This is a genomic window from Telmatospirillum siberiense (assembly GCF_002845745.1).
GTDB classification, from domain to species: Bacteria; Pseudomonadota; Alphaproteobacteria; order Rhodospirillales; family Magnetospirillaceae; genus Telmatospirillum; species Telmatospirillum siberiense.
This window is the reverse complement of sequence record NZ_PIUM01000008.1, coordinates 124312-149442: the sequence shown is the minus strand read 5'-3', so window position 1 is coordinate 149442 and position 25131 is coordinate 124312. Positions and strand designations below refer to the sequence as shown.

19 protein-coding genes are annotated in these 25131 nt (G+C 61.1%); 6 read left to right on the top strand and 13 right to left on the bottom strand.

Features of this window, described 5'->3' with window-relative positions; all coding sequences use genetic code 11:
- Positions 1-17: 17 nt before the first annotated feature.
- On the bottom strand, positions 18-1481 hold the full coding sequence (locus CWS72_RS09750) for an AlkA N-terminal domain-containing protein (RefSeq protein WP_101250397.1): 1464 nt from the start codon (positions 1479-1481) through the stop codon (positions 18-20).
- Positions 1478-1996, bottom strand: coding sequence for a methylated-DNA--[protein]-cysteine S-methyltransferase (gene ogt / locus CWS72_RS09745; protein WP_101250396.1), 519 nt, complete (start codon positions 1994-1996; stop codon positions 1478-1480). Before ogt ends, CWS72_RS09750 begins: the two co-directional genes overlap by 4 nt.
- Before the next feature lie 209 nt (positions 1997-2205).
- On the opposite strand from ogt, the gene CWS72_RS09740 reads away from it, so the two are divergent.
- Positions 2206-4878, top strand: a complete 2673-nt coding sequence (locus tag CWS72_RS09740; protein ID WP_158240578.1) for a sensor histidine kinase — start codon at positions 2206-2208, stop codon at positions 4876-4878.
- 113 nt (positions 4879-4991) lie between these two features.
- Here the strand turns inward: CWS72_RS09740 and dctP (CWS72_RS09735) are convergent, their stop codons facing one another.
- From dctP (CWS72_RS09735) to CWS72_RS09720, 4 genes are read right to left on the bottom strand one after another with little or no spacing between them, the layout of a single operon-like run.
- Positions 4992-6008 (bottom strand): TRAP transporter substrate-binding protein DctP, encoded by a 1017-nt coding sequence (gene dctP / locus CWS72_RS09735; protein ID WP_101250394.1) that lies wholly within the window; start codon positions 6006-6008, stop codon positions 4992-4994.
- 15 nt (positions 6009-6023) lie between these two features.
- Positions 6024-6998 carry a TRAP transporter substrate-binding protein DctP gene (gene dctP / locus CWS72_RS09730; protein WP_101250393.1) on the bottom strand — a complete coding sequence of 325 codons (975 nt, stop codon included), beginning with the start codon at positions 6996-6998 and terminating at the stop codon, positions 6024-6026.
- Positions 6998-8695: an ATP-binding protein gene (locus CWS72_RS09725; RefSeq protein WP_158240577.1), complete on the bottom strand. Its 1698-nt coding sequence runs from the start codon at positions 8693-8695 to the stop codon at positions 6998-7000. The genes dctP (CWS72_RS09730) and CWS72_RS09725 overlap by 1 nt, the downstream gene beginning before the upstream one ends.
- Before the next feature lie 16 nt (positions 8696-8711).
- Positions 8712-10904: an EAL domain-containing response regulator gene (locus CWS72_RS09720; protein WP_101250391.1), complete on the bottom strand. Its 2193-nt coding sequence runs from the start codon at positions 10902-10904 to the stop codon at positions 8712-8714.
- 650 nt (positions 10905-11554) lie between these two features.
- Here CWS72_RS09720 and CWS72_RS09715 point away from each other — a divergent pair.
- Positions 11555-12685, top strand: a complete 1131-nt coding sequence (locus CWS72_RS09715) for a DUF2336 domain-containing protein (RefSeq protein ID WP_101250390.1) — start codon at positions 11555-11557, stop codon at positions 12683-12685.
- 330 nt (positions 12686-13015) lie between these two features.
- Here the strand turns inward: CWS72_RS09715 and accC are convergent, their stop codons facing one another.
- Together accC and CWS72_RS09705 are read right to left on the bottom strand one after the other, a co-directional pair.
- Positions 13016-14356 carry an acetyl-CoA carboxylase biotin carboxylase subunit gene (gene accC, locus CWS72_RS09710; RefSeq protein ID WP_101250389.1) on the bottom strand — a complete coding sequence of 447 codons (1341 nt, stop codon included), beginning with the start codon at positions 14354-14356 and terminating at the stop codon, positions 13016-13018.
- A 2-nt stretch (positions 14357-14358) separates the two neighbouring features.
- On the bottom strand, positions 14359-14814 hold the full coding sequence (locus CWS72_RS09705) for an acetyl-CoA carboxylase biotin carboxyl carrier protein (RefSeq protein WP_101250388.1): 456 nt from the start codon (positions 14812-14814) through the stop codon (positions 14359-14361).
- Positions 14815-15059: 245 nt separating this feature from the next.
- Here CWS72_RS09705 and thiS point away from each other — a divergent pair, with 245 nt between their 5' ends.
- On the top strand, positions 15060-16052 hold the full coding sequence (gene thiS, locus CWS72_RS09700) for a sulfur carrier protein ThiS (RefSeq protein ID WP_101250430.1): 993 nt from the start codon (positions 15060-15062) through the stop codon (positions 16050-16052).
- A 570-nt stretch (positions 16053-16622) separates the two neighbouring features.
- Positions 16623-17750, top strand: a complete 1128-nt coding sequence (locus tag CWS72_RS09695) for a type III PLP-dependent enzyme (RefSeq protein WP_101250387.1) — start codon at positions 16623-16625, stop codon at positions 17748-17750.
- A 158-nt stretch (positions 17751-17908) separates the two neighbouring features.
- Here CWS72_RS09695 and CWS72_RS09690 read toward each other — a convergent pair whose 3' ends face one another.
- Together CWS72_RS09690 and CWS72_RS09685 are read right to left on the bottom strand one after the other, a co-directional pair.
- Positions 17909-18667 (bottom strand): DsbA family protein, encoded by a 759-nt coding sequence (locus tag CWS72_RS09690; protein WP_101250386.1) that lies wholly within the window; start codon positions 18665-18667, stop codon positions 17909-17911.
- A gap of 121 nt (positions 18668-18788) precedes the next feature.
- Positions 18789-20030 carry a M48 family metalloprotease gene (locus CWS72_RS09685; protein WP_101250429.1) on the bottom strand — a complete coding sequence of 414 codons (1242 nt, stop codon included), beginning with the start codon at positions 20028-20030 and terminating at the stop codon, positions 18789-18791.
- 103 nt (positions 20031-20133) lie between these two features.
- Here CWS72_RS09685 and CWS72_RS09680 point away from each other — a divergent pair, with 103 nt between their 5' ends.
- Together CWS72_RS09680 and CWS72_RS09675 are read left to right on the top strand one after the other, a co-directional pair.
- Positions 20134-21783, top strand: a complete 1650-nt coding sequence (locus CWS72_RS09680) for a gamma-glutamyltransferase (RefSeq protein WP_101250385.1) — start codon at positions 20134-20136, stop codon at positions 21781-21783.
- Between the two features lie 3 nt (positions 21784-21786).
- Positions 21787-22938, top strand: coding sequence for a pyridoxal phosphate-dependent aminotransferase (locus CWS72_RS09675; RefSeq protein WP_101250384.1), 1152 nt, complete (start codon positions 21787-21789; stop codon positions 22936-22938).
- Between the two features lie 329 nt (positions 22939-23267).
- Here CWS72_RS09675 and CWS72_RS09670 read toward each other — a convergent pair whose 3' ends face one another.
- From CWS72_RS09670 to rfbB, 3 genes are all read right to left on the bottom strand, one after another.
- The gene (locus tag CWS72_RS09670) at positions 23268-23471 is read right to left on the bottom strand and encodes a hypothetical protein (RefSeq protein ID WP_101250383.1); all 204 of its coding nucleotides are present in this window, start codon (positions 23469-23471) and stop codon (positions 23268-23270) included.
- 126 nt (positions 23472-23597) lie between these two features.
- Entirely contained in the window at positions 23598-23975 is a 378-nt protein-coding gene (locus CWS72_RS09665) for a hypothetical protein (RefSeq protein WP_241911658.1), read from the bottom strand.
- Positions 23976-24104: 129 nt separating this feature from the next.
- A complete protein-coding gene (gene rfbB / locus CWS72_RS09660) occupies positions 24105-25121 on the bottom strand; it encodes a dTDP-glucose 4,6-dehydratase (RefSeq protein ID WP_101250382.1) in 1017 nt (338 codons plus the stop codon).
- Between the last annotated feature and the right edge of the window lie 10 nt (positions 25122-25131).

Sequence of the window (25131 nt, the reverse complement as noted above, 5' to 3'; positions counted from 1 at the left end):
AGCGGAGGCATATCGCGTTATTCCTGGGTCCACAGGCGGAGCGCCGCATAGGCGCGCCAGGGGCGCCAGGCTTCGGCCATTCGCAGCAGGGCGGACGGCGTCGGCCGGCCGGCCGATGTCTCCAGCGCGCGTAACAGGCCGAGATCGGCGGAGGGAAAGGCGTCGGGCTCGCGCAGCATGCGCATGGCGATGTAATTGGCCGTCCATGGGCCGATGCCGGGCAGCCGGCAAAGCCTTTCCACCTTTTCCTCAAGCGTTTCCCCGACGGCCAGCAGGTCCGGTCGGGCAGACAGCGCGGCGCCCAGGCCGGCAAGGGCCGCCGCCCGCTTCCCGGTCACGCCGATCCCCGTGAGATCCGCCGTGGCGATGGCGGCGGGGGCCGGAAATATCCGGGTGACGGTGCCGTTTCCGAGGGCGGGGGGCAGCGTCGGGCCATAAGCTGCGGCCAGGCGGCCCGCCATGGTGGTCGCCGCCGCGACGCTGACCTGTTGGCCCAGGATGGCGCGCACCGCCAGTTCGAAATCATCCCAGGCGCCGGGAACACGGATGCCGGGGCGCAGCCTTATCCGTTGGGCGAGTTCGGGGCTGCCCGCCAGATGGGCGTCGATGGCGGCGATGTCGGCATCGAGATCGAACAGGCGGCGCAGGCGGGCGACGACGGCCGCCAATATTCCGACCGCTTCGGTATGGATGGTGGCCAGGAGATGAGTCTCGTTCGGCGGCCGGCGGACTTCGACCAGTCCGGGGGTCGCGGCCAGAAGGAAGCTTCGGCGGTAGACGCCGTCCTCGACGCTTTCGACCCCGGGAATCGCGCGCGAGCCAAGAAAATCCAGCATCGCCGCCCAGTCGTAGGGTGAGGTGAAGGGCAGGCGGAGGGTGATGTCCGTAGCCGTTCCGGCCATCGTGCCGTTCCGGCGCAGTTGGCTGGGCGGACGGCCATAGGTCCGGCGGAAGACGTCGTTGAAACGCCGAATACTGCCGAACCCGGCCGCCAGGGCGACATCGGCCATCGGCAAGCCGGTCTCGTCGATCAGTCTCTTGGCGAACAGGATTCGATGGGACTGCGCCACCGCCACCGGCGAAGCGCCGACATGGCGGTCGAACAGGCGGCGCAGATGGCGGCTGCCGATGCCGAGGCGCTCGGCCAGCCGGTCGACCCCGGCCTCATCCAGCCCGCCTTCGGCGATCAGATGCAAGGCGCGCCCGACCGTGCCGGCGGTGCCGCGCCAGCCCGCCGAACCGGGGGCGGCTTCCGGCCGGCAGCGCAGGCAGGGGCGGAAGCCCAGGTGATGCGCCGCCCCGGCACTGGGCAGGAACAGGCAATTTTCGATCCTCGGCGTTTTAGCCGGACAAATGGGGCGGCAATAGATACCGGTGCTGATGACCGCCGTATAGAAGCGTCCGTCAAAACGTCCGTCGCGCGACTGCAGGGCGCGATAACAGGTTTCCCGGTCCAGATCGTTCGGAGTGTCGGATATCATCGTCTCGCCTCGTGGGCCAGGAGCCAGCGTTTGCGGTGAAGTCCTCCGGCATAGCCGGTAAGCGTTCCATCGGCGCCGATCACGCGATGGCAGGGAACGACGATGCCGATCGGGTTGGCGCCATTGGCCAGACCGATGGCCCGGACCGCCGTCGGCCGACCGATCGATGACGCCAGATCACGGTAGCTCATCGTTCGGCCGCAAGGAATTTTGCGCAGGGCGGCCCAGACGGCGCGTTGAAAAACCGTTCCTCCGGTTTTCACCGGCAAGCTCTCGATGGCGTCCGGTTCCCCGGCGAAATAGGCATCCAAAGCGCCGGAGACGCCAGCGGGGGAGGTCCCTTCGATCAGGGTAATCGGCTGGGCATAGTGGCGGCGAAGCAGAAGTCTCAGCCGCGTCGTGCAATCTTCCCAATCCAACGCCCGCAGCCGGTTCTTTTCATCCGTCAGCAACAGCACTTGTCCGATCGGCGTCGACCGCCGGCTCAAGGTGAAGACGCCGCCTTCCTCTGTCATGACAACCTCCCGGTTCCCTATGGAAGCCCCAGGATAAAATGTTCCTGCGCCGATTGCTGGCCGTTTTCGGACGTCTCCCGAAATGGCAGCGGTCGCGGAACAGCCTCTGGTGTCGAGGCAACTTCTCACTTAACATGATGATCAACCTTTGATTGAATTTTTCCTTCCTAAGGATGCTTCCCGCCTTTATCCGAAACCAGGACATGTTCATGAAGAATCCTGTGAGCGCATGGGTGGGCAACGTCGGCGACTGGCCGTTGAAGGTGAAACTGGCGCTGTTCGAGGTGGTCGTCGTCGCCATCGGCATGGGTCTTCTGGCATGGTTCGTCGTCGACGGCTTGCGCAGGGACTTTGAGCATCTGGTGATCAACGAACAGATGACGGCGGTCGGCTTCGTGGCGAGAACCATCGATTTCGAGATGAAATTGCGCATCGGGTCGCTGGAAGCCATCGGCGATCAGGCCGGGATCCTGTTGCAGGATGCGCCGGAGAAACTGTCCGCATATTTGCACGACAAGCCGGTCGCCTTGCGGATCTTCAGCCGCGACGTTTACATCCTTTCCAAGGATGGCGTCCGCGTCGCCGAGGCCCCTAGCCGGAACCTGCTCGGGTCGCGATACGGCGAAAGCAGCTATTTCAAGGAGGTGATGGAGACCGGGAAACCACTGGTCAGACCGATAATCGGCCGCTTCGCCGGACAACCCGTGCTGGTGGTGGCGGTGCCGCTGCGTGACAGGAAGGGCTCCATCATCGGCGTTCTCTGCGGCGCGGAACTGATCGTTCCTGGCAGTCCCTTTCATTTCGCCGGCGAGGTGCATAATGGCATCAATGGCGGGTTTCATGTGATTTCCCCGAAGGACGGCGTCCTTGTCACCAGCACCGATCCCAAACGGGTCCTCATGCCGATGCCGTCGAGGGGGATCAATCCGCTTTTCGATCGCCGTCTGGAAGGGTATCTGGGGCCCGGCGTGGCGAAGAGTTCGACCGGAATCGTGGTTCTCAGCATCGCGGCCAGGACCGTCAATCAGGATTGGCTGGTCATCGGTTATCTTCCGGCCGACGAGGCCTTCGCCCCCATCCGGGGCGTCGCCGTTCGCATTTATGGCTGTGCCGGCCTGATCGCTCTGCTTTCAGGTCTGCTGATCTGGTTGTTCCTCCGGTACGAGCTGACCCCTCTTGAGGCTACCGTCCGGCATCTGGACAGGGGGACCGATACCTTGGAGCCGGTGCCGGTGGCGGGACGCGGCGAGATACGTCTGCTCCTGCGCAGTTTCAATCGGATGCAGGCACGTGTCCTGGAGCAGAACGCGGTCATCACGCGTGAGCGCGACCAGCTTGAAGCCATGATCGCCGAACGGCGGCGGGTCGAGGAGACGTTGCGCAAATCGCAGTCGCAGATGCGCGCCTTCATCCAGCAGGCTCCCATCAGCATCGCCATGTTCGACCGCGACATGAATTACCTGTCGACCAGCGACCGCTGGTTGTCCACCTTTGGTCGGGGGTACGACGATTTGATCGGGCTGAACCATTATGTCGTGCATCCGGATATTCCCGAAGAATGGAAGGAGATCCATCGCCAGGGATTGGCCGGCGTCGTGTTGCGCAACGACGACGATCTGTGGATCCAGGCGGATGGTTCCAAATATTGGCTGCGCTGGGCGGTGCAGCCTTGGACCGACGAAAACGGGGCGATCGGCGGCATTATCATTTCCGCCGAGGACATCACCGCGGCCAGGCGCATCGAGGAGGATTTGCGCGAAAGCGAAGCGACCTACCACTCCCTGTTCGACAATATGCTGAATGGTTTCGCCCACTGCCACATGCTGTTCGAGGACGGTTCGCCGAGCGATTTCGTTTATTTGAACGTCAACAAGGCCTTCGAGAGGTTGACCGGTCTCAAGGATGTCGTCGGGCGGCGGGTGACGGAGCTTTTTCCCGGCATTCGCCAGAGCGATCCCGGGCTTCTGGCCCGTTATGGGCAGGTCGCCCTCGGTGGCCCGCCCGATCGTTTCGAAATTTTCCTCAACGCCAGCCGGACCTGGTTTGCGGTGTCGGTTTATGGGGTCCGGCCGGGGGATTTCATGGTGGTCTTCGATGTCATCGAAGAACGCAAGAAGGCGGAAGAGGCACTCAACAACCTGAACATCCTCCTGGAGCGGCGGGTGGCGGAACGAACCGTCGAGCTGACCGCCGCCAACCGCGAACTGGATAGCTTCGCCTATGCCGTTTCGCATGATCTGCGCGCGCCGCTCCGGGCGATGAACGGACTTTCCCAGGCATTGAGCGAAGACTATGCCGATCGTCTTGACGACAGGGCGAAGCTCTATCTCGACCAGATCGGCGTCGCCAGCCGCAACATGGGCGAACTGATCGACGGCATCCTGGCCCTGTCGCGGAGCACGCGGGGCGAGTTGCGCCACGATTCCATCGATATTTCGGCCATGGCGACCGCACTGATGGACGGTCTGTCGGGCGCCGAGCCGGCCAGGCGCGTCGTCTGGCAGGTGGAACCTGGGCTGCGGGCCTCCGGCGATAGGCGGATGATCGAGGTCATTCTACGCAATCTGCTGGGCAACGCCTGGAAATATACGGTCAAGACGGAGGCGCCGGTCATCCGCGTGTTCGCCGGAGAGGTGGGTGGTCTTCGAGGGGTTTGCGTGGCCGACAATGGAGCGGGTTTCGACATGGCGCACGCCGGCCAATTGTTCCAGCCGTTCCGGCGACTGCATCGGCAGGACGAGTTTCCGGGGATCGGCATCGGGTTGGCGACGGTACAGCGGATCATCAACCGCCATGGTGGGGAAATCCGGGCCGAGGGCAAGCCGGGGAGCGGCGCGATCTTCTGTTTCACGCTGCCCGCCGATACCGTGGAGGGGTCTTGATGAGGGCGAAATCCATTCTGTTGGTCGAGGACAATCCCCTGGACCTGCGAAGCTATGAGTCCGGCGCCGCGGGTGGCCAGCCTTTCCAATGATCAACCAGGTTGACTTTGAGGTCAGGGGATTTTCTGGAGCCGTTCATAGAGGGCGCCCGACCAGGGAAAGTCGTTGCCATTGAGAAGCGGCGCCAGTTTGGCGATGAAAGCCCGACGATCGACGGGAATGAAGGTGACCCCTCGCCTTTTCAGCTTTTCCAGATTGGCCAGCTCCTTGGCGTGAATCCGCTCGCTCAGGCGATCGGCCATCTTGGAGAACACGTCGCGGACCAATTGTTGTTGTCCCGCATCGAGGCGCGACCACCGCCGTGAACTGATGACGATCAAGGCTATGTCGGAAATGTGCCCTGTAAGGCTGACATAGGGGGCAACTTCATAAAATTCGCCGTCTTCCAACATCGACAGGGTTTTTTCGGCGGCATCGACGTTACCCTGTTTGAGCGCGTCGTAAGTTTGCCAGAGGGGGAGAGGGACCGGTTTGGCGCCGAGGGTGCGGAAAAGCTGGAGATAGATGGGAGCGTTGGGGACGCGGATGCGTAATTCCGCCATATCCTCCAGTGTCCGAACGGGCGTGCGGCTGATCAGATGCCGTTCACCATTGTAATAATAGCCGAGTACGATCTGGGCGCTTGCCTTTTCATATTGAGCCGTCAGTTCTCTGGCCAGAGAACTGACTTTGAAATGTTGCCAATGCGTATAGTCGCGAAAACCATAAGGGGCGCCGATAATCCCCATTGGAGCATAGTCGCGCGCGGCGAAGGGGCCTCCGGCGAATGTCATGTCTGCTTGCCCGAAATTGACGGCGTCGAGAATCCGCGAATCCTGATTGCCGAGTTTGGCATCGGGTTTGATGTCCATATCTATTTCGCCGCCGCTTCGATCCAGCAATTCCTGTTTTGCTTCGATAAGAGCCTCTTGCTGCAAGGAGATTCTCTGGAAAAGATGCGCAAAAACCAATGTTTCCCTGGCCTGGGCGGCTGGACCGAGAAGAAGCAGGCCGGCGGCGAGAAGCGGCAGCAGACCACGTCCCAGGGGATGTCGGCGCGCATTTTTGCGAGTATCGTGATTTTGTGTCATGCGCTGCGGCGCCCTTCAAGGAATCTTCTGCACGCGATTGTAGAGTTTGCCCGACCATGCGAGGTCCGAGCCTTGTACAATGGAGGCCGCCTTTCTGGCCAACGCATCCCGATCGAAGGGAATGACGCGTCCTTCGATCCTCTGCCGTTTTTCCAGCGCGTCCGTTTCCCTGTCGTGAACCTGCTCGGTCAACTGGTCGGCAACCTGGCCGAAGATCTCACGGACGAGAGCGCGCTGATTTTCCGTCAAGGACGCCAGGCGCTTGCCGGCGATGAGAATGACCCCGGTATCGAGGATATGGCCGGTCAGGCTGACGAAGGGGGCAACATCGAAAAACTTGCCGTCCTCGATGGTGGTGATGGGGTTTTCCTCGGCGTCGGCGGTCCCCTGCTTCAGCGCTTCGTAGGCGTGCTCGTAAGAGGTGGGCACCGGCATGGCGCCCAAGGCCCGGAACAATTGCAGGTAAATTGGGGCGTTGGGGACACGCACCTTGAGCCCGATCAGATCTTCGGGGTGGCGGACCGGTTGCTTGCTGTTGAGATGACGAAGCCCGTTGTAGTAGAAGCCGAGCAGCGTCATTCCACTGGCTTTTTCATAATCGTCAGCCAGTTGCCGGGCGAGAGGGCTGGCCCGGAAATGTTGCCAATGGGTGAAATCGCGAAAAACGAAAGGCGCCGAGATGACGCCCATGGGAGCATAATCCCGCGCCAGGAAGGGGCCTCCGGCGAAAGTCATGTCGGCTTGGCCGAAAGCGATGGCCTCCATGATCCGTGAATCCTGGTCGCCCATCTGCCCCCTAGGCTTGATCTCCAGCCTGACCTGGTCTCCGCTGCGCCGCGCCAGGTCGCGACCGGCCGCCAGCAGGACCTGATGCTGGACCGACGTCTCGGAATAAAGGTGGGCGAAGATCAGTGTTTCGCTTCCCCCGGCGGGAATGCTCAAGGAAAGGCCGCAACAAAGGGTCACAAGGCTGACGAGACGGGGGCGCATCACGTCTTCCCGCCCTGGTTTCCGACGATCGGCGGCGTATGGTCGGCCGTGGGCGCCGCCAGATGAGGGGCCTGGGGCGTTTTCGTCTGTTCCGGTGCTTTCAAGGGGATGTGGATGGCGAAACGGGCGCCTTCGCCGGGTGTGCTGGTGACCTCGATGGTTCCGCCCAGAACGTGGGTCACGATGCCATGCACGATATTGAGGCCGAGCCCGCTGCCACCCTGTCCGAATCGGGTGGTGAAGAATGGTTCGAACAGGTGGCTCCGGTGTTCCGGCAGGATGCCTACTCCGTCGTCGGCGACGGCGATGGTGGCGGCGTCTCCGCCCTGGAGCCTCGCTTCGATGGTCACCGTTCCGTTATCCCGGCCGTTCAGGCCATGGATCACGGCGTTGGTGAGAAGGTTGCTCAACACCTGTCCCAGCGGGCCGGGAAAACTATCCATCTCGATGGCTTCCGGGACGTCGATGTCGAGCTTGAACGGACGATGCTTGAACAAGGGGGTGGTGGTGAGGACGACTTGGCGGATGATTTCTCCCAGTTCGAACTCCCGGCGCGAACTGCTGGTTTGATCGACGGCGACCTGCTTGAAGGTGCGGATCAGGTCGCTCGCCTTTTGCAGGGTCATGGAAATCAGGTCGCTGGCTCTGCCGACCCGTTCAAGGAAAGCGTCGAGATCTGATTTGCGCAGACGGTTTTCGCTGACGAGAAGCGAGAATTCCCGGTGCGCCTCGACCAAGGTGGTGGCCACCGTATAGGCGGAGCCCAGCGGGGTGTTGATTTCATGCGAGACGCCGGCGACCATGCGGCCCAAAGCCGCCAAACGTTCCGATTCGAGAAGTTCGCGCTCGGCGGTCTGCAATTTGCGCAGGCTTTCCTTCTCGTCCACGATCAGTTTCCGCCGTTCGAGCAGCCGTCCGCGTAATTCGTGCAAGGTCGTGGTCATGGTCCCGATTTCGTCGCGCCGCAATCCGACCTCGGTGGGAACCGTCAGGTCGTCCTCGGCCATTCGCCGCATCGCCTCGGTGAGGACGGTGATCGGTTTGGCGACGCTGTTGACGATGAAGACGCCCAGCAGCCACGATAGCAGGATGGTGGCGATGATCACGATCACGATGGAGATGACGGTCGTCGTGTAGATCCGTTTGCTGTTCTCGGTCGCTTGCCGCCCCATGCCGACGTTGTAGGCCAGCACCTCCCTCAGACGATCGTGCGAATCGCGAAAGCCGCCTTCGCCACCGGCGTTATAGGAGTGGCGCGCCTTTTCCATTTCGGCCTGCCCTTGAAAAATGTGCCAAACCATCTCCCGGCTGGAGTTCTGATAAGCACGCCAGGCGTCGTCGAAGGCTTCGATCAGGGAATCGCTCTGTGGGGTGCGGGGGCGCAGGTGCTCGTAGGAGTCGCGCAACAGAAAGATTTTGTCCCTGATGTTCCAGAGCAATTCTTCGCTGGCCAGGCGTTCGCCTTCATCCTGGGTCAGCAGGGCGTGGCCTTCGATGATGCGGTAATTTTCAACGCCGGAAAGCAGATCGCCCAGAACCCCCACCGCCGGCAGCCAGGTGTCGCTGATGGTGACGGCGTCGACATTGACCCTGCGCAGGCCATTGATCGCCGCCAGGCCGGCGAGGATGTCGAGAGCCAATATGAGGGCGAAGGCCCCATGAACCTTGGCGCGCAACGTCAGGTCGCGGATGCGCATCGCGGTTGCCTCCGGGTCAGGAATGGAGCGGTCGGTCGAGCCAGTGGTTAAGGTCGCCGGGTTCGTGAGGCCGCGAATATAGGAAGCCCTGCACATTGCCGATTTGAGCGTCGCGGACGGCCTGAAGCTGGTCTTCGGTTTCCACCCCCTCGGCGATGGTTTCCAGCCCTAGTTCGCCGCAGATGGCCGCGATGGATAGCAGCAAGGCGCGAGCGCGGGCGTCGCTGGCCACCTCGTGCAGGAAGGAACGGTCGATCTTGACGACGTCGAGGGGCATCGAGCGCAGCATGGAGAGCGACGAATGGCCGGTGCCAAAATCATCGAGCGCGATCTTGTAGCCCAGTCCGCTGGCCCGGCGTAGCTGTTCGATCGCGGTTTCACTGTCCAGAATGGCCGATTCGGTGATTTCCCATTCGATGAATCGCGGGCTCAACCCCTCGCTCGTCACAATGGCGTGCAGGATATCGATACAGTTCGGATTGCGCAGTTGAACGGGGGAGAGATTGATGGTCACCCGGTCGATACGGCCCGACGTCAAAAGCGGTCGCATATCGCGGCAGGCGCGTCTGGCCACCCATTTGCCAAGATCGGAAATCAGTCCGGTGGTTTCGGCGACCGGGATGAAAAGCGTGGGCGAGACCAGACCTCTCGTCGGATGGCGCCAGCGGACCAGGGCTTCGACGGCGATGGTGCGCCCGCTTCCAATTTGAACTTGTGGTTGATAGCACAGGAAAATTTGATCGCTGTCGAGCGCCTCCCGCAGTTCATGGGCGAGCAGGATGCGCGAGTGCTGGGTCTTTTCGATGTCCGGCGTGTAGACGGTCAAGCCGCCAATGCGTGTTTGTTGCGCCTGGTAAAGAGCCATCTCGGCGCGGCGGATCAGATCGCGGGCGCTGATAGCTTCCGCCGGCGCCGAGGCGTAGCCGAACGACAGGCTGATCCACAAGGTGCGTTCGCCGATCGTCAGGGGGCGCCCGATGCCCTCGAGTAGCGGCGTCAGATCGGCGCCGGCATCCTGCGGGACGATCATGGCGAAGACGTTGTCGAACAACCGGGCGAGGCGTTCATCCCGGGGCTGGTATTTCTTGAGCCTTTCAGCCAGAGAGCGCAGCAGGGTTTCTCCGAACTGATTGCCGAGTTGAATGCTGTAATCGGCGAAGCGGTCGACGGCGACCACCAGAACGCCGAGTTGCGGCTCCTTCGCGAACGACGAGTCGATGGTCTGTTCCAGTTTCGTCCGCGTGGGGAGCCGGGTGGTCCGGTCGATGAAGGCGGCGGCCGACACGGCCTCGAAAAGCCTGACATTGTCGAAGCCCAGGGAAACGTTGCGGCAATAGAGCTGGAGGAGTTCCCGGTCGAGAGGGTGCATCTCCTTGCGTCCCTTGACGTAGATCGCTCCGATCCAGTCGCCGCCGGCGATGAACAGGGCCATATCGTCCCGGCCGGTGATTTCGCTGCGGCTGGACAGAGCCCTCATGATGGTGTCGACGGCTTGGGGGTCGTCGATGGTGGAGACCGGCCGGTCGATCGATCCGGCGAATTTACCGGCGGCGCCGACCACGACGGGATCGCTATCGTCGGCCGATTGGCTGACACAGAGCAGGCCGTCCGGTGAAAGATGCATATGGGCGGCGATCTGCGTGACGACGCCGCAGGCGAAATCGTCGATACCGCGGCGCTGCATCAGATCCGACGAGGCTTCGATGACGATTCGCAAGCCGCGGCGGTTCATTTCGAGCGTGATGATCTGCTGATAGGAGCGCAGCGCGCAGGCGACCGCGGTCCACAGCCGGATTTGCGTCAGTTCGGATTTCTCTTTGTAGTCGTTGATGTCGTAACGCCGGATAACCTCCATCGGAGGGGCGTAGCCCGGTTGGCCGGTCCGCAAGATGATGCGGACGGCGGTGTTTCCCATGTCTTCGCGGATATCGCGGACCAGATCGAAGCCGGCGTGTTCGGTCTCCATGACCACATCGAGCAGGATACAGGCGACATCGCGGGTCTCGCGCAGCAGACGGCGGCCTTCCTCCGCCGAGGCGGCGTAGAGGATGCGGATGGGGCGCCCTTCGAACAGGGATCCCTCCAGTGCGATCTGGGTGGCGTGGAAGACGGCAGGTTCGTCATCGATGACTGCAATCGTCCATGCCGATTGCGTATCGAGAGGTTTGGGGTCGGTGTCCTCGGCGAGAAAATTTACGAATTCACTCATGGCCAAGCCTCCCGCTCTCCGGGATTCGGCGTCCGTCGGCTTTTTTGCCGCCGATCTTCAAAGACGGGAACGTTGTGTCACCGCCCGACCCGAACCCGGTTTTTATCGACCATTCCGATCGACCCAACGAAACCGCGAAATACATTGCTTGATATGACATCAAAAATCGTGACGACAGGCAAGAATATTCGTGAATATCTTGGGAAAATAAGGGTGATATTTTTTGCTTTCATGTTCCATTTTTAAAATCTTTGTAAAAATATTTTTTATTTTCGTGATGATATTTTCTTGAAAAAATGCCAACGTATGCAGGGATAATCGTTTATTATTCTGGTGAGTAATAATATTAATTATTTATATTATATTTTACAGCACAATCTTTGATTGAAAAATATACTTTTAATTTATTGTTGCGTTTGCATTTCGTCATGTTCTGCCTGTCATTTTCCCATGCCGACTGTCGGTGTTCCGCCTAAAACCGCCGGATTTGCCGACATTGACCGTTTCTTTCCTCTGCTCTACCGTCCGATTCTACCGATGTCGGGAAGGACGGGGAAATTCCTGGCGACGGTGGAAATTCCGGATTTGCCCGTTGTCGTCGGTGGGAACGATCTCCGTGCGGGTCTAGCCTTTGGACAAGGATATTCCACGTGACCGACTTCGGTACTCTGACTTCCGAGGAACTCCTGGCCCTGGCGCGTGACCGCTCGGATGCCAGGCGGGGCGAGTTGGCCCAAATCATGGTCGATCTGTTTCGCGACGAGCAGCGGCGGCTGTCCGATGGGGAGCGCGACATGATGACCGCCATCCTGCATCAGCTGCTGGGCGAGGTGGAAATGACCGTTCGGCGGTTCATCGCCGAACAGTTGGCGTCCGATCCCAGGCTGCCCAGAAGCCTGGCTCGGGATCTGGCCAACGACACCATCGAAGTGGCCTGGCCCCTGTTGCGCAACAGCCGGGTTCTTGAGGACGTGGATCTGATCGAGGTGGTGCATCAGCGCAGCCTGGAACACCGTCTGGTGATCGCCCAGCGTCATGCGCTTTCCTCTTCCGTTTCCAACGCCCTGGTCGAGGTCGGCGAGGAAAGCGTCATCGTCTCGCTTCTCAACAATGCCGGTGCAAGTCTGAGATTCGATACCGTGGCCCTCCTGGCCGAGCGGTCGCGCGTTATCGACGCCTTTCAAGAGCCACTGTTAAGACGGGGCGAATTGACCCCGGAACTGGCCAAGCGGATGTTCCTGTGGGTTTCCGCCGCTTTGCGGGTGCATATCGTCGAACGATTCCGGATCGATCCTCCGATGGTCGACGATCTTCTGGAGGAGGCCGTCGCCGCGGGCCTTGCCGGCTCGTTTCAATCGAGCAACGACGTCTATCTGATCGAGCAGATGGAGCGCGCCGGCATCATTCTGCCTTCGATGATGCTGGAATCCCTGGCCGCCGGTCAGGTCACGCTGTTCTCCCGGGTCGTGGAAAAACTCACCGGAATCCGTGGAACGCTGGCCAGGCGTCTGCTGTTCGACCCATCCGGCGAGGGGCTGGCGGTTCTTTGCCGTTCCGTCGAGTTGCCCAAGGGTCAGTTCATCGAGATCTTCCGGATCGCCAGCCGGGCCCGCATCACCGATGCCATCCGTCTGGACCGCGACTGCCGGCGTCTTGAAAACTTTTACGATGCCATTGAAACAGACGCCGCGAGGGGCGTCATCGCCCGTTGGCGGCGCAGTCCCGACTATCTCTCCGTGCTCAGGAGCATCGAACTGGCCAGGGGGGGAAGGGCCAGTTGAATCACCCTAAGATATTCCATCGGAGCGGGATGCGGCAAAAGTCGGTTGGGTCGAATTTTGTTCGTCATCTTCACGAAAGCGGGGGTGGTGCCGACGTCGCTTGACCCGCTGCAGCAAGCGTTAAATCTGCACGTTCCCGCGCCAAAGACGAAGCAATCCGACGAGTGGCACTGGCGTCCCTGCCCATAGGCGTTAGGATAAGCCCTCGCCCGTTTTCGGGAGAGACACCCTGCATCGACGCGGTCGATGCGCCACCGGGGATGAAAACGGTCGGTTCGGAGTTCCCCTCGCCCACAAGGGGCGAGGGCTTATCCGAGCGGCGGAACCGATTCAGACGAGACCGACGAACCGCTCCAGCCAGTGGATATCGTAATCGCCGTTGACGAAATCGGGATCGTTGACCAGACGGTTCTGCAGGGGGATGGTGGTTTTCACCCCTTCGATGACGAATTCCCCAAGGGCCCGGCGCAACCGCATCAGGCATTCGTTCCGCGAATTTCCGTGGACGATCAGCTTGGCGATCATGCTGTCGTAATTGGGGGGCACCCGATAGCCGGAATAGAGCCCCGAATCGACGCGCACGCCAAGGCCGCCCGGCGTATGGAAGCCGCCGATCTTGCCCGGCGATGGAGCGAAGGTCACGGGATCCTCGGCATTGATGCGGCATTCGATGGCATGGCCCGAGAAGCGCACTTCCTTCTGCGAATAGCCCAAGGGTGCGCCGTCGGCGATACGGATCTGTTCGCGCACGATATCGATGCCGGTGATCGCCTCGGTGATCGGATGTTCCACCTGCAGGCGGGTGTTCATCTCGATGAAGTAAAATTCACCGTTCTCGTAAAGGAATTCCAGGGTGCCGGCGTTGCGGTATCCAAGATGCCGGATGGCCTGGCAGGCGATCCTGCCGATTCTTTCACGCGCGTCGGCATTCAGGGCCGGCGAGGGGGACTCTTCGAGGACCTTCTGATGCTTGCGCTGCAAGGAACAATCGCGCTCGCCCAGATGCACGACGTTGCCGTGATTGTCGGCCAGGATCTGGATTTCGATATGACGCGGCCGCTGGAGATACTTCTCCATATAGACCTCGTCGTTGCCGAAGGCGGCCTTGGCCTCGTGCCGGGCCATCTGATAGGCCTCGACCAGTTGCTCCCGGCTGTCGGCATTCTTCATGCCCTTGCCGCCGCCACCGGCGGTCGCCTTGATGAGCACCGGATAGCCGATGCTCTCGGCCAGGGCCAGTGCGTCCTCTTCCGTGTCGACCGCGCCGTCCGATCCCGGAACGCAGGGAATTCCCGCTTCCTTCGCGGCGCGCTTGGCGGTGATCTTATCGCCCATCATACGGATATGATCGGGCGAGGGACCGATGAAGGTGATCCCATGTTCCTCGACCATCTGCGCGAAATCGGCATTTTCCGACAGGAAGCCGTATCCCGGGTGAATGGCGTCGGTATTGGTGATGGTGGCCGCCGCGATGATCGCCGCCTTGTTCAGGTAGCTGTCGCGCGCCGGCGGCGGGCCAATGCAAACCGATTCGTCGGCCAGACGCACATGCATGGCGTCCTGGTCGGCGGTGGAGTGGACGGCCACCGTCTTGATGCCCATCTCGCGGCAGGCGCGGTGGATGCGGAGCGCGATCTCGCCGCGGTTGGCGATGAGGATCTTTTCAAACATGCTCAGCCGATGATCATCAGGGGCTCGCCGAATTCCACCGGCTGGCCGTTTTCTATCAGAATGGCGGTGACCTTGCCGTTCCGCGTCGCGCGGATGGTATTGAAGGTCTTCATCGCCTCGATGAGAAGCAGCGTCTGCCCCTCGACAACGGTGTCGCCGACGTTGACGAAGCGCGGGGCGTCGGGTTCGGGCAGGAGATAAGCGACGCCAACCATGGGCGACTTCACCGCGCCGGGGTGATTGGCGGGGTCTTCGCCGCCGGGGGCCGGCGCGACGGATGCGGTGGCGGCGGGCGATGGGGCGATGGTGGCGGGAGCGGCGGAAACCACCTGCTGGACGTTGCGTGCCACCCTGATCCTGAGGCCGCCGGCTTCATACTCGATTTCGGTCAGGTGGGTGTCGTCGAGCAGGGTGGCCAGCGAGCGGATCAGCTCGCCGTCGATCGGAGTCTTAGCCATTATGCCTCTTCACTGTCGGCAAGGGTGAGGACAACCGGGAGCTGCGTTCCCCGACGGAACCGTTCGTAAGCGGAATGGTTGGAGTCATGGGGCGTCGCGCACCGGGTTGCCAACGGATCATGCGCGCCGTTATAGCATGGGTGGCGGCGTGTGCAATGGTGTTGGGCGTTGAAACCACATGGCCTCCGGCTCATACTTCCCCCATCGCACTCGGCTCATCTCTTTGACGGCGAATGGAAATTCCCATGCTAGTGACCATCAACGGCGAGGCTCGCACCCTGGCGGCCACGCTTTCTCTTGAAGCCTTGTTGGGCGAACTCGGCATCGATCACCGCAAGGTGGCCATCGAACGGAATCTCGAAATCGTTCCCAAATCGGCCTATGGCGTGATCCAGGTCGGTGACGGCGACAAGCTGGAAATCGTCCATTTCATCGGTGGTGGCGCTCCAGGGGCGGATGCCCTGGTCGACGGCGACCCCCTGGTGGTGGCGGGCCGGCGGTTCCACTCCCGATTGTTGGTGGGGACTGGGAAATACAAGGATTTCGAGGAAACCGCCGTCGCCATCAAGGCTTCGGGGGCTGAAATCGTCACCGTTGCCGTCCGCCGGGTCAATCTGTCCGATCCGTCGAAGCCGATGCTCGTCGATTACGTCAGTCCCAAGGAATATACCTTCCTGCCCAACACGGCGGGCTGTTTCACCGCCGCCGACGCGGTCCGCACGCTACGCCTGGCCCGTGAGGCCGGCGGCTGGGATCTGGTCAAGCTGGAGGTGCTGGGCGACCAGAAAAGTCTCTACCCCGATATGGTCGAGACATTGCAGGCCGCCGGGGAACTGATCAAGGACGGCTTCCAGGTGATGGTCTATTGCACCGACGATCCGATCATGGCCAAACGGCTTGAGGATATGGGCTGCGCCGCCATCATGCCGCTGGGGGCGCCCATCGGTTCCGGCCTCGGCATTCAAAATCCGGTGAACATCCGGCTGATCATCGAACAAGCCAAGGTTCCGGTCCTGGTCGATGCCGGTGTCGGTACCGCCTCCGATGCGGCGATCGCCATGGAACTGGGCTGCGACGGCGTTCTGATGAACACCGCCATCGCCGAGGCGAAGGACCCGATCGCCATGGCCAGGGCCATGCGCCTGGCTGTCGAGGCGGGGCGTCTGGCCTATCTCTCCGGGCGTATGCCGAAGAAACGCTATGCCGATCCCAGCAGCCCTCTTGCCGGGCTGATCTGAGGTTCAGGGGCCTGTTGATCGATTGAGTGAAACAGGCCCCTGAACCCGAGCGGCGTTTTCCCTGCCGGAATTGATACCTTTCCGCTATGGCCGATTGTCATAAATCCTGTCATGAAATCGCCACTTTTGATCACATTTAAGTAATTGATATTAAACAATAATTGAAAAAAATTCGGGGTGGGGGAATTTTTCTCTTTTCATCGCTGAAAAAAAGCGTAAATAGCGGCCTTAGACGTACCGCGCACGTGCCTCTGGCCCTGAGTTGGTTAAGCAACGACGTCAAGGCGTTCTTCTGATGCTTGCTGGTGTTTCCGGCACCCCGGAGGAAATGGCTATGTCCGTTGTTATTCGTTGCTCCACCGACCATTGCATACCCGCACCGCTGTTTTGCAATGGACTTGCCCAGGGGACTGTGCCGTCACCAGTCTCCCCCCGTCGGGAAAGTATGTAGACGGTCGCTTGAGGCCTAAGGCCTTCAAGGGGCGATCGTCTGAATGCTCCCGTGGGTACCTTCTTTAACGGTCCCCGCAATCCACCCTTTGTATCCCTCTTCGCGTACAGGAGTATGCGATGACCGCTAAGATTACTCAATTTCTGGCCGAGCAACGGCCGGAGACGCCTTGTCTCGTCGTCGATCTCGATATCATTGCCGACAATTACGACGCCCTCCGACGATTTTTGCCGGTGGCCCAAGTCTTTTACGCGGTGAAGGCCAATCCGGCGAAAGAAGTGATTTCCCTGCTGGTCGGCTTGGGTTCGTGCTTCGATACGGCAAGCCGGCCGGAAATCGAACAGGTTCTGGCGGCGGGAGCTTCGCCCGACCGGATCTCGTTCGGCAACACCATTAAAAAACAGAAAGACATCGCCTGGGCTTATGAGCAAGGCGTGCGGCTGTTCGCCTTCGATTCCGAGGCGGAGCTGCAAAAGCTCGCCCAATCGGCGCCGGGCGCCAAGGTGTTCTGCCGTCTGTTGATGACCTGCGAAGGCGCCGAATGGCCACTGTCGCGCAAGTTCGGCTGCGATGCGGAAATGGCGCGGGATCTCTTGATCAAGGCGCGCGATCTGGGGCTTGAACCCTATGGTATTTCCTTCCATGTCGGCTCGCAGCAGACCAGGCTCGATCAATGGGATATCGCGGTGGGCAAGACGGCCATGCTGTTCACCGCCCTGAACGAGGCCGGCATCGAGCTCAAGATGATCAATCTGGGCGGCGGATTGCCGGCGCGCTATCGTGACGACGTCGCTCCGGTCGACGATTACGCGAGCGCCATCATGAACGCCATGACCAAGCATTTCGGTAACGATCTGCCGCTGATGATCGTCGAACCCGGCCGTTCCCTGGTTGGCGATTCCGGCATTATCGAAGCCGAGGTGGTGCTGATTTCCCGGAAGTCCTACGACGAGGATGTCCGGTGGGTCTATCTCGACATCGGAAAGTTCGGCGGTTTGGCCGAAACCATGGACGAATCGATCAAATATCGCCTGCAGGCTCCCGGCGAGGGGCCCTCCGGACCGGTGGTCCTGGCCGGCCCGACCTGCGATTCGGCGGATATCCTTTACGAGAAATACCAGTATCAGATGCCGTTGTCGTTGAAGGTCGGCGATAAGGTGCGGATCCTGGCCACGGGGGCCTACACCACCAGCTATTCGGCGGTGAACTTCAATGGCTTCGAGCCGCTCAAAGCCTATTACGTGTGATCCCAAATCTCGCGGTGATCGGTCCCGATCACCGCAACATGGTATTGCCCGTTCGCTGGGGAAGAGCTATCGCTGATCGTAATCGGCATTACGCGTAAAAAAGCCCCGGAAGCGCTAGCTTCCGGGGCTTTTTGTCGGTCTTCCGGGGTGTGCCCGGATCAGCTCTTCGGCTTGCGGGCCTGATCGATCATCTGCTTCAAGGCCTGCTGGCTCATGGCGCCGGGCGTGATCTGGTCGCCGATGATGAAGCCCGGCGTGCCGCTGATATTCAGGGCATGGGCGAGTTGGATATTGTTCTTCAACACGGTGTCGATGCGATCGTCATCCATGTCCTTTTTCAGCTTTTCGACATTGAGGCCGATCTCGGCGGCGGTTTTCATCACCGAGGCGTCGTTGATCGGGCCTTTCAGCTTCATCAGGGCGCGATGGAATTCCTCGTATTTCTTCTGATTGCGCGATGCCAGGGCGGCGCGGGAGGCGGTGACCGAATCCGGGCCCAGGATCGGCAGTTCCTTCATCACCAGTCGGACCTTGCCGTCGGCCTTCACCGTTTCCATCACCATGTCCAACATGTTCTTGCAGTAGGGACAGCGGTAATCGAAGAACTCGACAAGCGTCACGTCACCCTTGGGGTTGCCCAGGACGGGTGATTCCGGGTCGTCGAGGATTTCGCTCTTGCGGTCGGTGATCGCCTTGCGGGCGCTGATTTCGGCGGCCAGTTCTTCCTTCTGCCGCAGAGCTTCGATCGCGTCGGCGATAACCGAGGGGTTGTCCATGATATAGTCGTGGACCAGCTTTTTCACCGCATCCTGCTGCTTGGGGGTCAGCGGCTGCTCTTCCTGCGCCTGAGCGGCGGAAGGCAGGGTGAGAAGCGAGCCCACGATCAGCAAAGAGGCGGTCAGGGTACGGAAAAACATGGTTCGAAACCTTTGGTTGAAGGCCGGCGGTCGGCCTTATGTGTGCATCAATAGCGCGGCATCATGCTGCAGTCCGTCGCCGGGAGCAAGGATCCGCCATTCCAGAGTCCCGGCGATGACGTCAACGCCCTTGTTTTCTCGCCTGTTCGCGCATTTGTTCGGCCTGGGCCCGGATATCCTGCATGCGGAGTTCCGTCGGAGTGCCTTTCTTTAAATTCTTCAATGCTTTGACGGCATCGTGCAGGGCTTCGTCCCAGCGGCCGGTCAAGAGGGCGTATTCGGCCATCGAGGCCGCGGCCATGGTGTCGTCGCCCATGCGGCCGTAGGTGGTGGCCAGGAAGCGCCAGCCGCTGGCGTTTTCCGGTTCATGCCGGGTGACGAAGGTCAGCTGCTCCTTGGCGTCGGGCAAATGGACGGGATCCTCCGCCTCCAGCTCGACCTGCCCCAGTTCCTCGCGAAGCAGGGCATTATCCGGCAGATATTTGACCGAAAGCTTGTATTCGGGAATGGCTTCCTTGGTCCGGCCGTTCTCGAACAGCATCTGGCCCTTCAATTCATGGAAATAGGGATCCTCCGGCCGTTCGGCAATCAGTCCGTCGATGAGCGGAATGGCGCGGCCCAGATCGGGTTTGCGATAGTAGGCGATGGCCCGCGCGTAACGCCCTTCCAGGCTGTTGTCGTCTTCCTTGTAGCGGTAGAGCGTGGTGACCGCCGGTTCCATGAAGGCGATCAGTTTCGCCTTGATGCGCCGGTGCGGCTCGACATAGGCCGGCGGGATGGGGGCGTCGGACCAGGGGGAGGTTTCCACATGGTGGCGAACCTCCTCGACACGGTCGCGGGTCAGCGGGTGGGTCCGCACGTAAGGGTCCTGGCGGGTCGAGACCAGAAGCTCCTGGTCGCCCAGCATTTCCATGAATTCCAGGAAGCCGCGCGAGGACTGATGCAGATTATCGAGAAAAGCCAGGGCCGCCGTGTCGGCCGATCCCTCGATGGTGCGGCTGAACGCCAGATAGCTGCGTTCGGCCATGTCGTTGCCGCCCAACATGATCGCCGAGCCGACGTCTCCGCGCCGGGATGCCACCGCCGCGGCGGCACCCAGGATCATCGAGGCCAGCGAGGCATAGCCGGCGTTTTCCATGGCGCCCTGGCCCTTGACCAGGTGACCGCCAGCAATATGGCCGCATTCATGAGCAATGACGCCGACCAATTGACCGGCATGCTCGGTTTTCGTAATCAAGCCGGTATTGATGAAAAGATTGAGGCCTTCGGCGACAAAGGCGTTTATCTGGTTGTCTTTCACCAGATGAATTTCAACCGCACTTGGTTCCACGCCGGCCTGCTGGAAAAGTGGCGTGGCGTACATACGGATGGTATTTTCGATTTCCGCATCGCGGATGAACTCTAGGCGCTGTGCCGACGCGGTTCCCGGTGCGAATGTCACGAGCAAGAGGACGGCCAGATTGGAAATGCGTTTTATCGACAAGGTTGAAACTCCGCTGAAGGCTCAGGGTATCCGCCACGGTGCGAGGCGTCAACGCGCCGTCCCCGCTCTGGTGATTTGTTTCTTGCTGGCGGCCTGCGGCGGGCCGCCCAAACCCGTCGGAGTGGTCGGCCATGTCAAGGGATTCGCCGGCATGGTGGCCGCCGACGAACCGAATGCCGTTCTCGTCGGTCGGGATATCATTTCGGCCGGCGGCACTCCCGCCGATGCCGCCGTGGCCATGTCTTTCGTGTTGAGCGTCACCCTGCCTTCGCGGGCGAGCCTTGGGGCCGGCGGTGCCTGCCTGGTCTACGATCAGTCCAAGAACACCGTCGAGGCGCTGGATTTCAACGCTCCGCCGCCCCGGCGTATTCCCGCGGGCGCCGATCGGCCCTCGGCGGTGCCGGCCTTGCCGCGCGGTCTGTTCGCCCTGTCCGCCAAATACGGACATCTGCGCTGGGAAGAACTGGTGACGCCGGCCGAGCGGTTGGCCCGGCAGGGCTTCCCGATGCCCAGGGTGCTGTCCAGCCAGCTTTCCACGGTCGCCGCTCCTCTCCTGGCGAACCCCGAAATGCGGCGCGTCTTCGCCGATGCCAACGGGAACGCTCTCGCCGAAGGCCAGCCCTTCGTCCAGATGGATCTGGGCGCCACACTGACGCGCCTGCGCACTCAAAGCGTCGGCGATTTCTATGCCGGCGCCTGGGCGCGCGAGATCGTGCAGTCGGTCAACTCCGTCGGCGGCTCGCTCAGCGAGGACGAGATGCGCGATTTCCTGCCCCAGTGGAAGGATGCGGTAGCGGTCGCCTATGGCGACGATATCGCCTATTTCTCGCCGTCGCCGGCCGCTGGGGGGCTGCTTGAGGCCCAGTGGTGGAGTCATCTCGTGCGCGACGGGGCCTATGACGGCGTCGGCACCGAAGTTCGTCCGCATCTGGTTGCCGAAACCCTCGCTCGCGGTTTGGCCGACCGCCAGAAATGGCTGGGCGCCGGGGGCCAGGTCCAGGGGGCTCCGGACGAGCTGACCGGGAAGGGGCATCTGGCCGAAATCATGGCGGGCTATTCCGAAAGCGGCCATCAGCCGTTGAGCGGAGAGCCGCCGATGATGGCCATTACCGGAACCGGCCTGGTGGTGATGGATCAAAGCGGTTCGGCCGTCGCTTGTACGCTCGGCCTCAACAACAGCTTCGGCATCGGGCGCGTCATTCCCAACACCGGCGTGCTTCTGGCCGCCGCCGGTTGGGTGGGCGGGCGTGGTCCCTTCGACATGGGGCCGATGCTGGCGATCAATGCCAATTCCCACGAATTCCGCTACGCATCGGCCGCCGGTGGGGGGCCCTCCGCGCCCGCCGCCTTGATGGAGACGGCCTTGTCCGCCGTGGTGGACGGCCATCCGCTGGTCGAAGCGGTGGCCGCCAAACGTTTTTACGCCACGCCCGCCCCGGACGGCGTCTTTATCGAGCCCGAATCTCCCGACGCCAAGGGGTTGGAGGCGCGTGGACATCAGCTCGAGGAAACGCCGTTGCCCGCCCGCGTCAATGCCATCCAATGCGGCAGCGGATCTCCGTCCCGTTCGCGCTGCGCCGTGGTTTCGGATCCGCGTGGAAGCGGATTGGCCCTGGTCGCGGGGAGCGAATAGGCGATGGCTCTCAAGGTTGCCGGGCGCGGCCGGATTCCGCCGTTCATCGTCATGGATGTCATGCGTGCCGCCAACGAGCGGATGGCCGCCGGGCATGACGTTCTGCATCTGGAGGTCGGGCAGCCATCGACCGGCGCGCCGACCAAGGTGGTCGCGGCGGCGAAACGGGCGCTGGAGAGCGGCGATCCGTTGGGCTACACGCTGGCGTTCGGTCTGGATGCCTTGCGCGAGCGGATCGCCGGCTATTACCGAAGCGCGTATGGCGTGTCGGTGTCGGCGCGAAACGTCATGGTGACCACCGGCTCCTCCGGGGCCTTTTTGCTGTCGTTTCTTGCCGCCTTCGGGCCGGGGAACCGGGTGGGACTGGCTTGTCCCGGTTATCCCGCCTATCGCAATATTCTGACATCCCTTGGGGTCGAACCGGTCCTGATTCCGGTGGGGCCGGCCAGCCGTTTCCAGCCCACCGTGGAGGTCCTTCGATCCCTGGATGGGCCCCCCCTCGACGGCCTGATCCTGGCCAGTCCTTCCAATCCCACGGGAAGCATGGTCGGCGCGGTGGAACTCGCCGCCATTGGCGATTGGTGCCGTGATCATGACGTCCGCCTGGTCTCCGACGAGATCTACCACGGCCTGACCTATGCGGGTCCGGCGGCGACGGCCGCCGGGATGGACGGCGCGGTGGTCATCAACAGTTTTTCGAAATATTTCTCGATGACGGGCTGGCGGCTGGGTTGGATGGTCGTGCCGGACGATTTGCTGCGTTCGGTCGAGTGTCTGGGGCAGAATTTTTTCATCTCGCCGCCGACCCTGTCGCAGCATGCCGCCATCGCCGTCTTCGACTGTCTTGACGAGTTGGACGGCAATCTCGCCCGATACGCTCGAAACCGGGCGATCCTGCTGGACGAATTGCCGAAGGCCGGATTCGACCGTTTGGCGCCCGCTGACGGAGCCTTCTATCTTTACGCCGACGTCGCCCGCTGGACCGACGACAGCCTGGGCTTCTGCCGCCGCATGCTTGACGAAACCGGCGTTGCCTGCACGCCCGGCGTCGATTTCGATCCGATCGAAGGGCACCACTTCCTAAGATTTTCATTCGCCGGCGCCACCAACGACATGATCGAAGTGGGGCGCCGCCTGAAGGCCTGGTCCAAATAGTCAGTAGGGACATCGGCCATGGAGCATCGGGATTGTGGCGAAAATCCGTCCAGTCCCGTCCTTGCGCCGTTTAGATTGAATCGCGTTCGTTAGCCAGAGCGGCGTTTGAGCAATTGAAAAAACGGAGTTTTTTCAGCGGCATGTAAGCCGGGAGCAGCTCAAGCGAAGCGCAAACCGTTTTATACCAAGTTCCGGTGATCGAAACCGATCACCGGAGCCCTCGCGCGCCGGGTGGGTTTCTCCGAAACCCTTGGCTACGCGCCAACGATGGCGCGGGCGCTCAATGCGCCAGCCAAGTTTCGATGAATCATCCTCCTCGAAACTTGGTATTAGATGCCGGCAGGGGCTGACAGCTGCAAATCGATCGCGGCGAGGACGGCGAAGATCGATTCGCCGGCGTAGTAGCGCTGTTGCAGAATATGACGGTCATATCCGAGGTCTTTGGCGCTGGCGCCGTAGAGACGTTTCAGATTGGCTTCGATATCGCCATACCAAAGCGTGAAACCGCCATCTTCAAGAGGAAAGGTCATCATGGGGGGGCCGTTGATCTTACACCCTTGCCAGGGACTTGGAGTCTGAGGGAACTGGTCAGGCCACTTTTTTGACAAACCCTCCGGGCGAATGCAAGCACCGTTTTGTTAGCGGTAGCATTCAGCCGTTCAGCGGTCGATCTGGCCGTCGAGCGTCAGGGTGGCACCGGCGTCCTCGATCGTGGCTGCCCCCGTCAGCAGGCTGTTGACCGAGGTCATGGCGATTTCGATGGCCCAGCGGACCTGACTTTCGCCGGTGGCGTTGCCCGCGGCGACGGCCGAGGGAAGGATCCGCTGTTGGAGAAAGGCGGCGACTCCGGCGAAAGCGCGGGCTGCCAGCGGCAATTGTTGCGCGGACAGGTGAAGAACGCCGTTTGCCTCGAACCCCCGGGCGGCTTCGAGCAGCAGGTCCATCATTGCGGTGATGCGGGGGTCTGTCCGTTCGGTTTTGGCGGCGACGAAGCGCAGCATTTTGATGTAGGCATCGGCAGACGGCGGAAGTGTCACGGTCGCGGGGTCCCTGGGGCGTGGAATGGCTTATTATGACGAAGGTGTCCGCCGGGAGCCAGAACCATCCTCGCCGGGCGTCTCCGCCCCCATGACCCTTCCGCATGAATCGGCGAATGTGAATATCGTTCAGCCGATGTCCCGCCACCAGGATGCATGGTCCAAATACCAGCGGGCGGTTCTCGACAGGCCATCTTCGAAAGTGACGGATGGTTCCCATCCCAGTTCGTGCCTGATTTTGGTGGTGTCGACCGCATAGCGCTGGTCGTGGCCGGGACGGTCGGCGACAAAAGTGATAAGCCGAGCGTGAGGGCGGTGGGGCGAGGTTTCGAGCAATTCATCCAAGATGCCGCAGAGTGTTTGGACGACCTGGAGATTCGTCCGCTCGGCGTTGCCTCCGACGTTGTACTTTTCACCGGGAACGCCTTGGGTCGTGATCAGGTGGAGAGCTCGGGCATGATCTTCGACGAATAGCCAGTCGCGTACATTCTTTCCGTTCCCATAGATGGGCAGGGGTTTGCCGTTTAAGGCATTTAAGATCATCAGGGGAATCAGTTTTTCCGGGAACTGTCGGGGGCCGTAGTTGTTCGAGCCGTTGCTGATGATCGTGGGCAGGCCATAGGTACGATGCCACGCGCGTACCAGATGGTCGGATCCCGCCTTGCTGGCCGAATAAGGGGAATTGGGGGCATAGGCGGTATCTTCGCTGAACAAGCCGTCGCGGCCGAGCGAACCGTAGACCTCATCCGTCGAAATATGATGAAAGCGAAAATTGCTTTTTCGTGCGTGGTCAAGAACGTTCCAGTAGGCGCGGATCGCCTCCAATAAAACGTAGGTCCCCACCATATTGGTCTGAATGAAGGTGGCTGGACCATCGATCGATCTGTCCACATGCGTTTCGGCGGCCAGATGCATGACATGGTCGGGTTGAAAGTCGCTCAATACTCTCGCAACGGATGGCTGGTCACAAATGTCGCCATGGATGAAATGGTAACGGGGATCGGATTCTATTTCGGCAAGAGACGTCGTGTTGCCGGCATAGGTGAGCTTATCGAAGTTGATAACGCTGTCGTTCGTTTTTCGGATGATGTGATGGCAGACGGCTGACCCAATGAAACCAGCACCACCGGTAACCAGTATTTTCATTTTTTATATC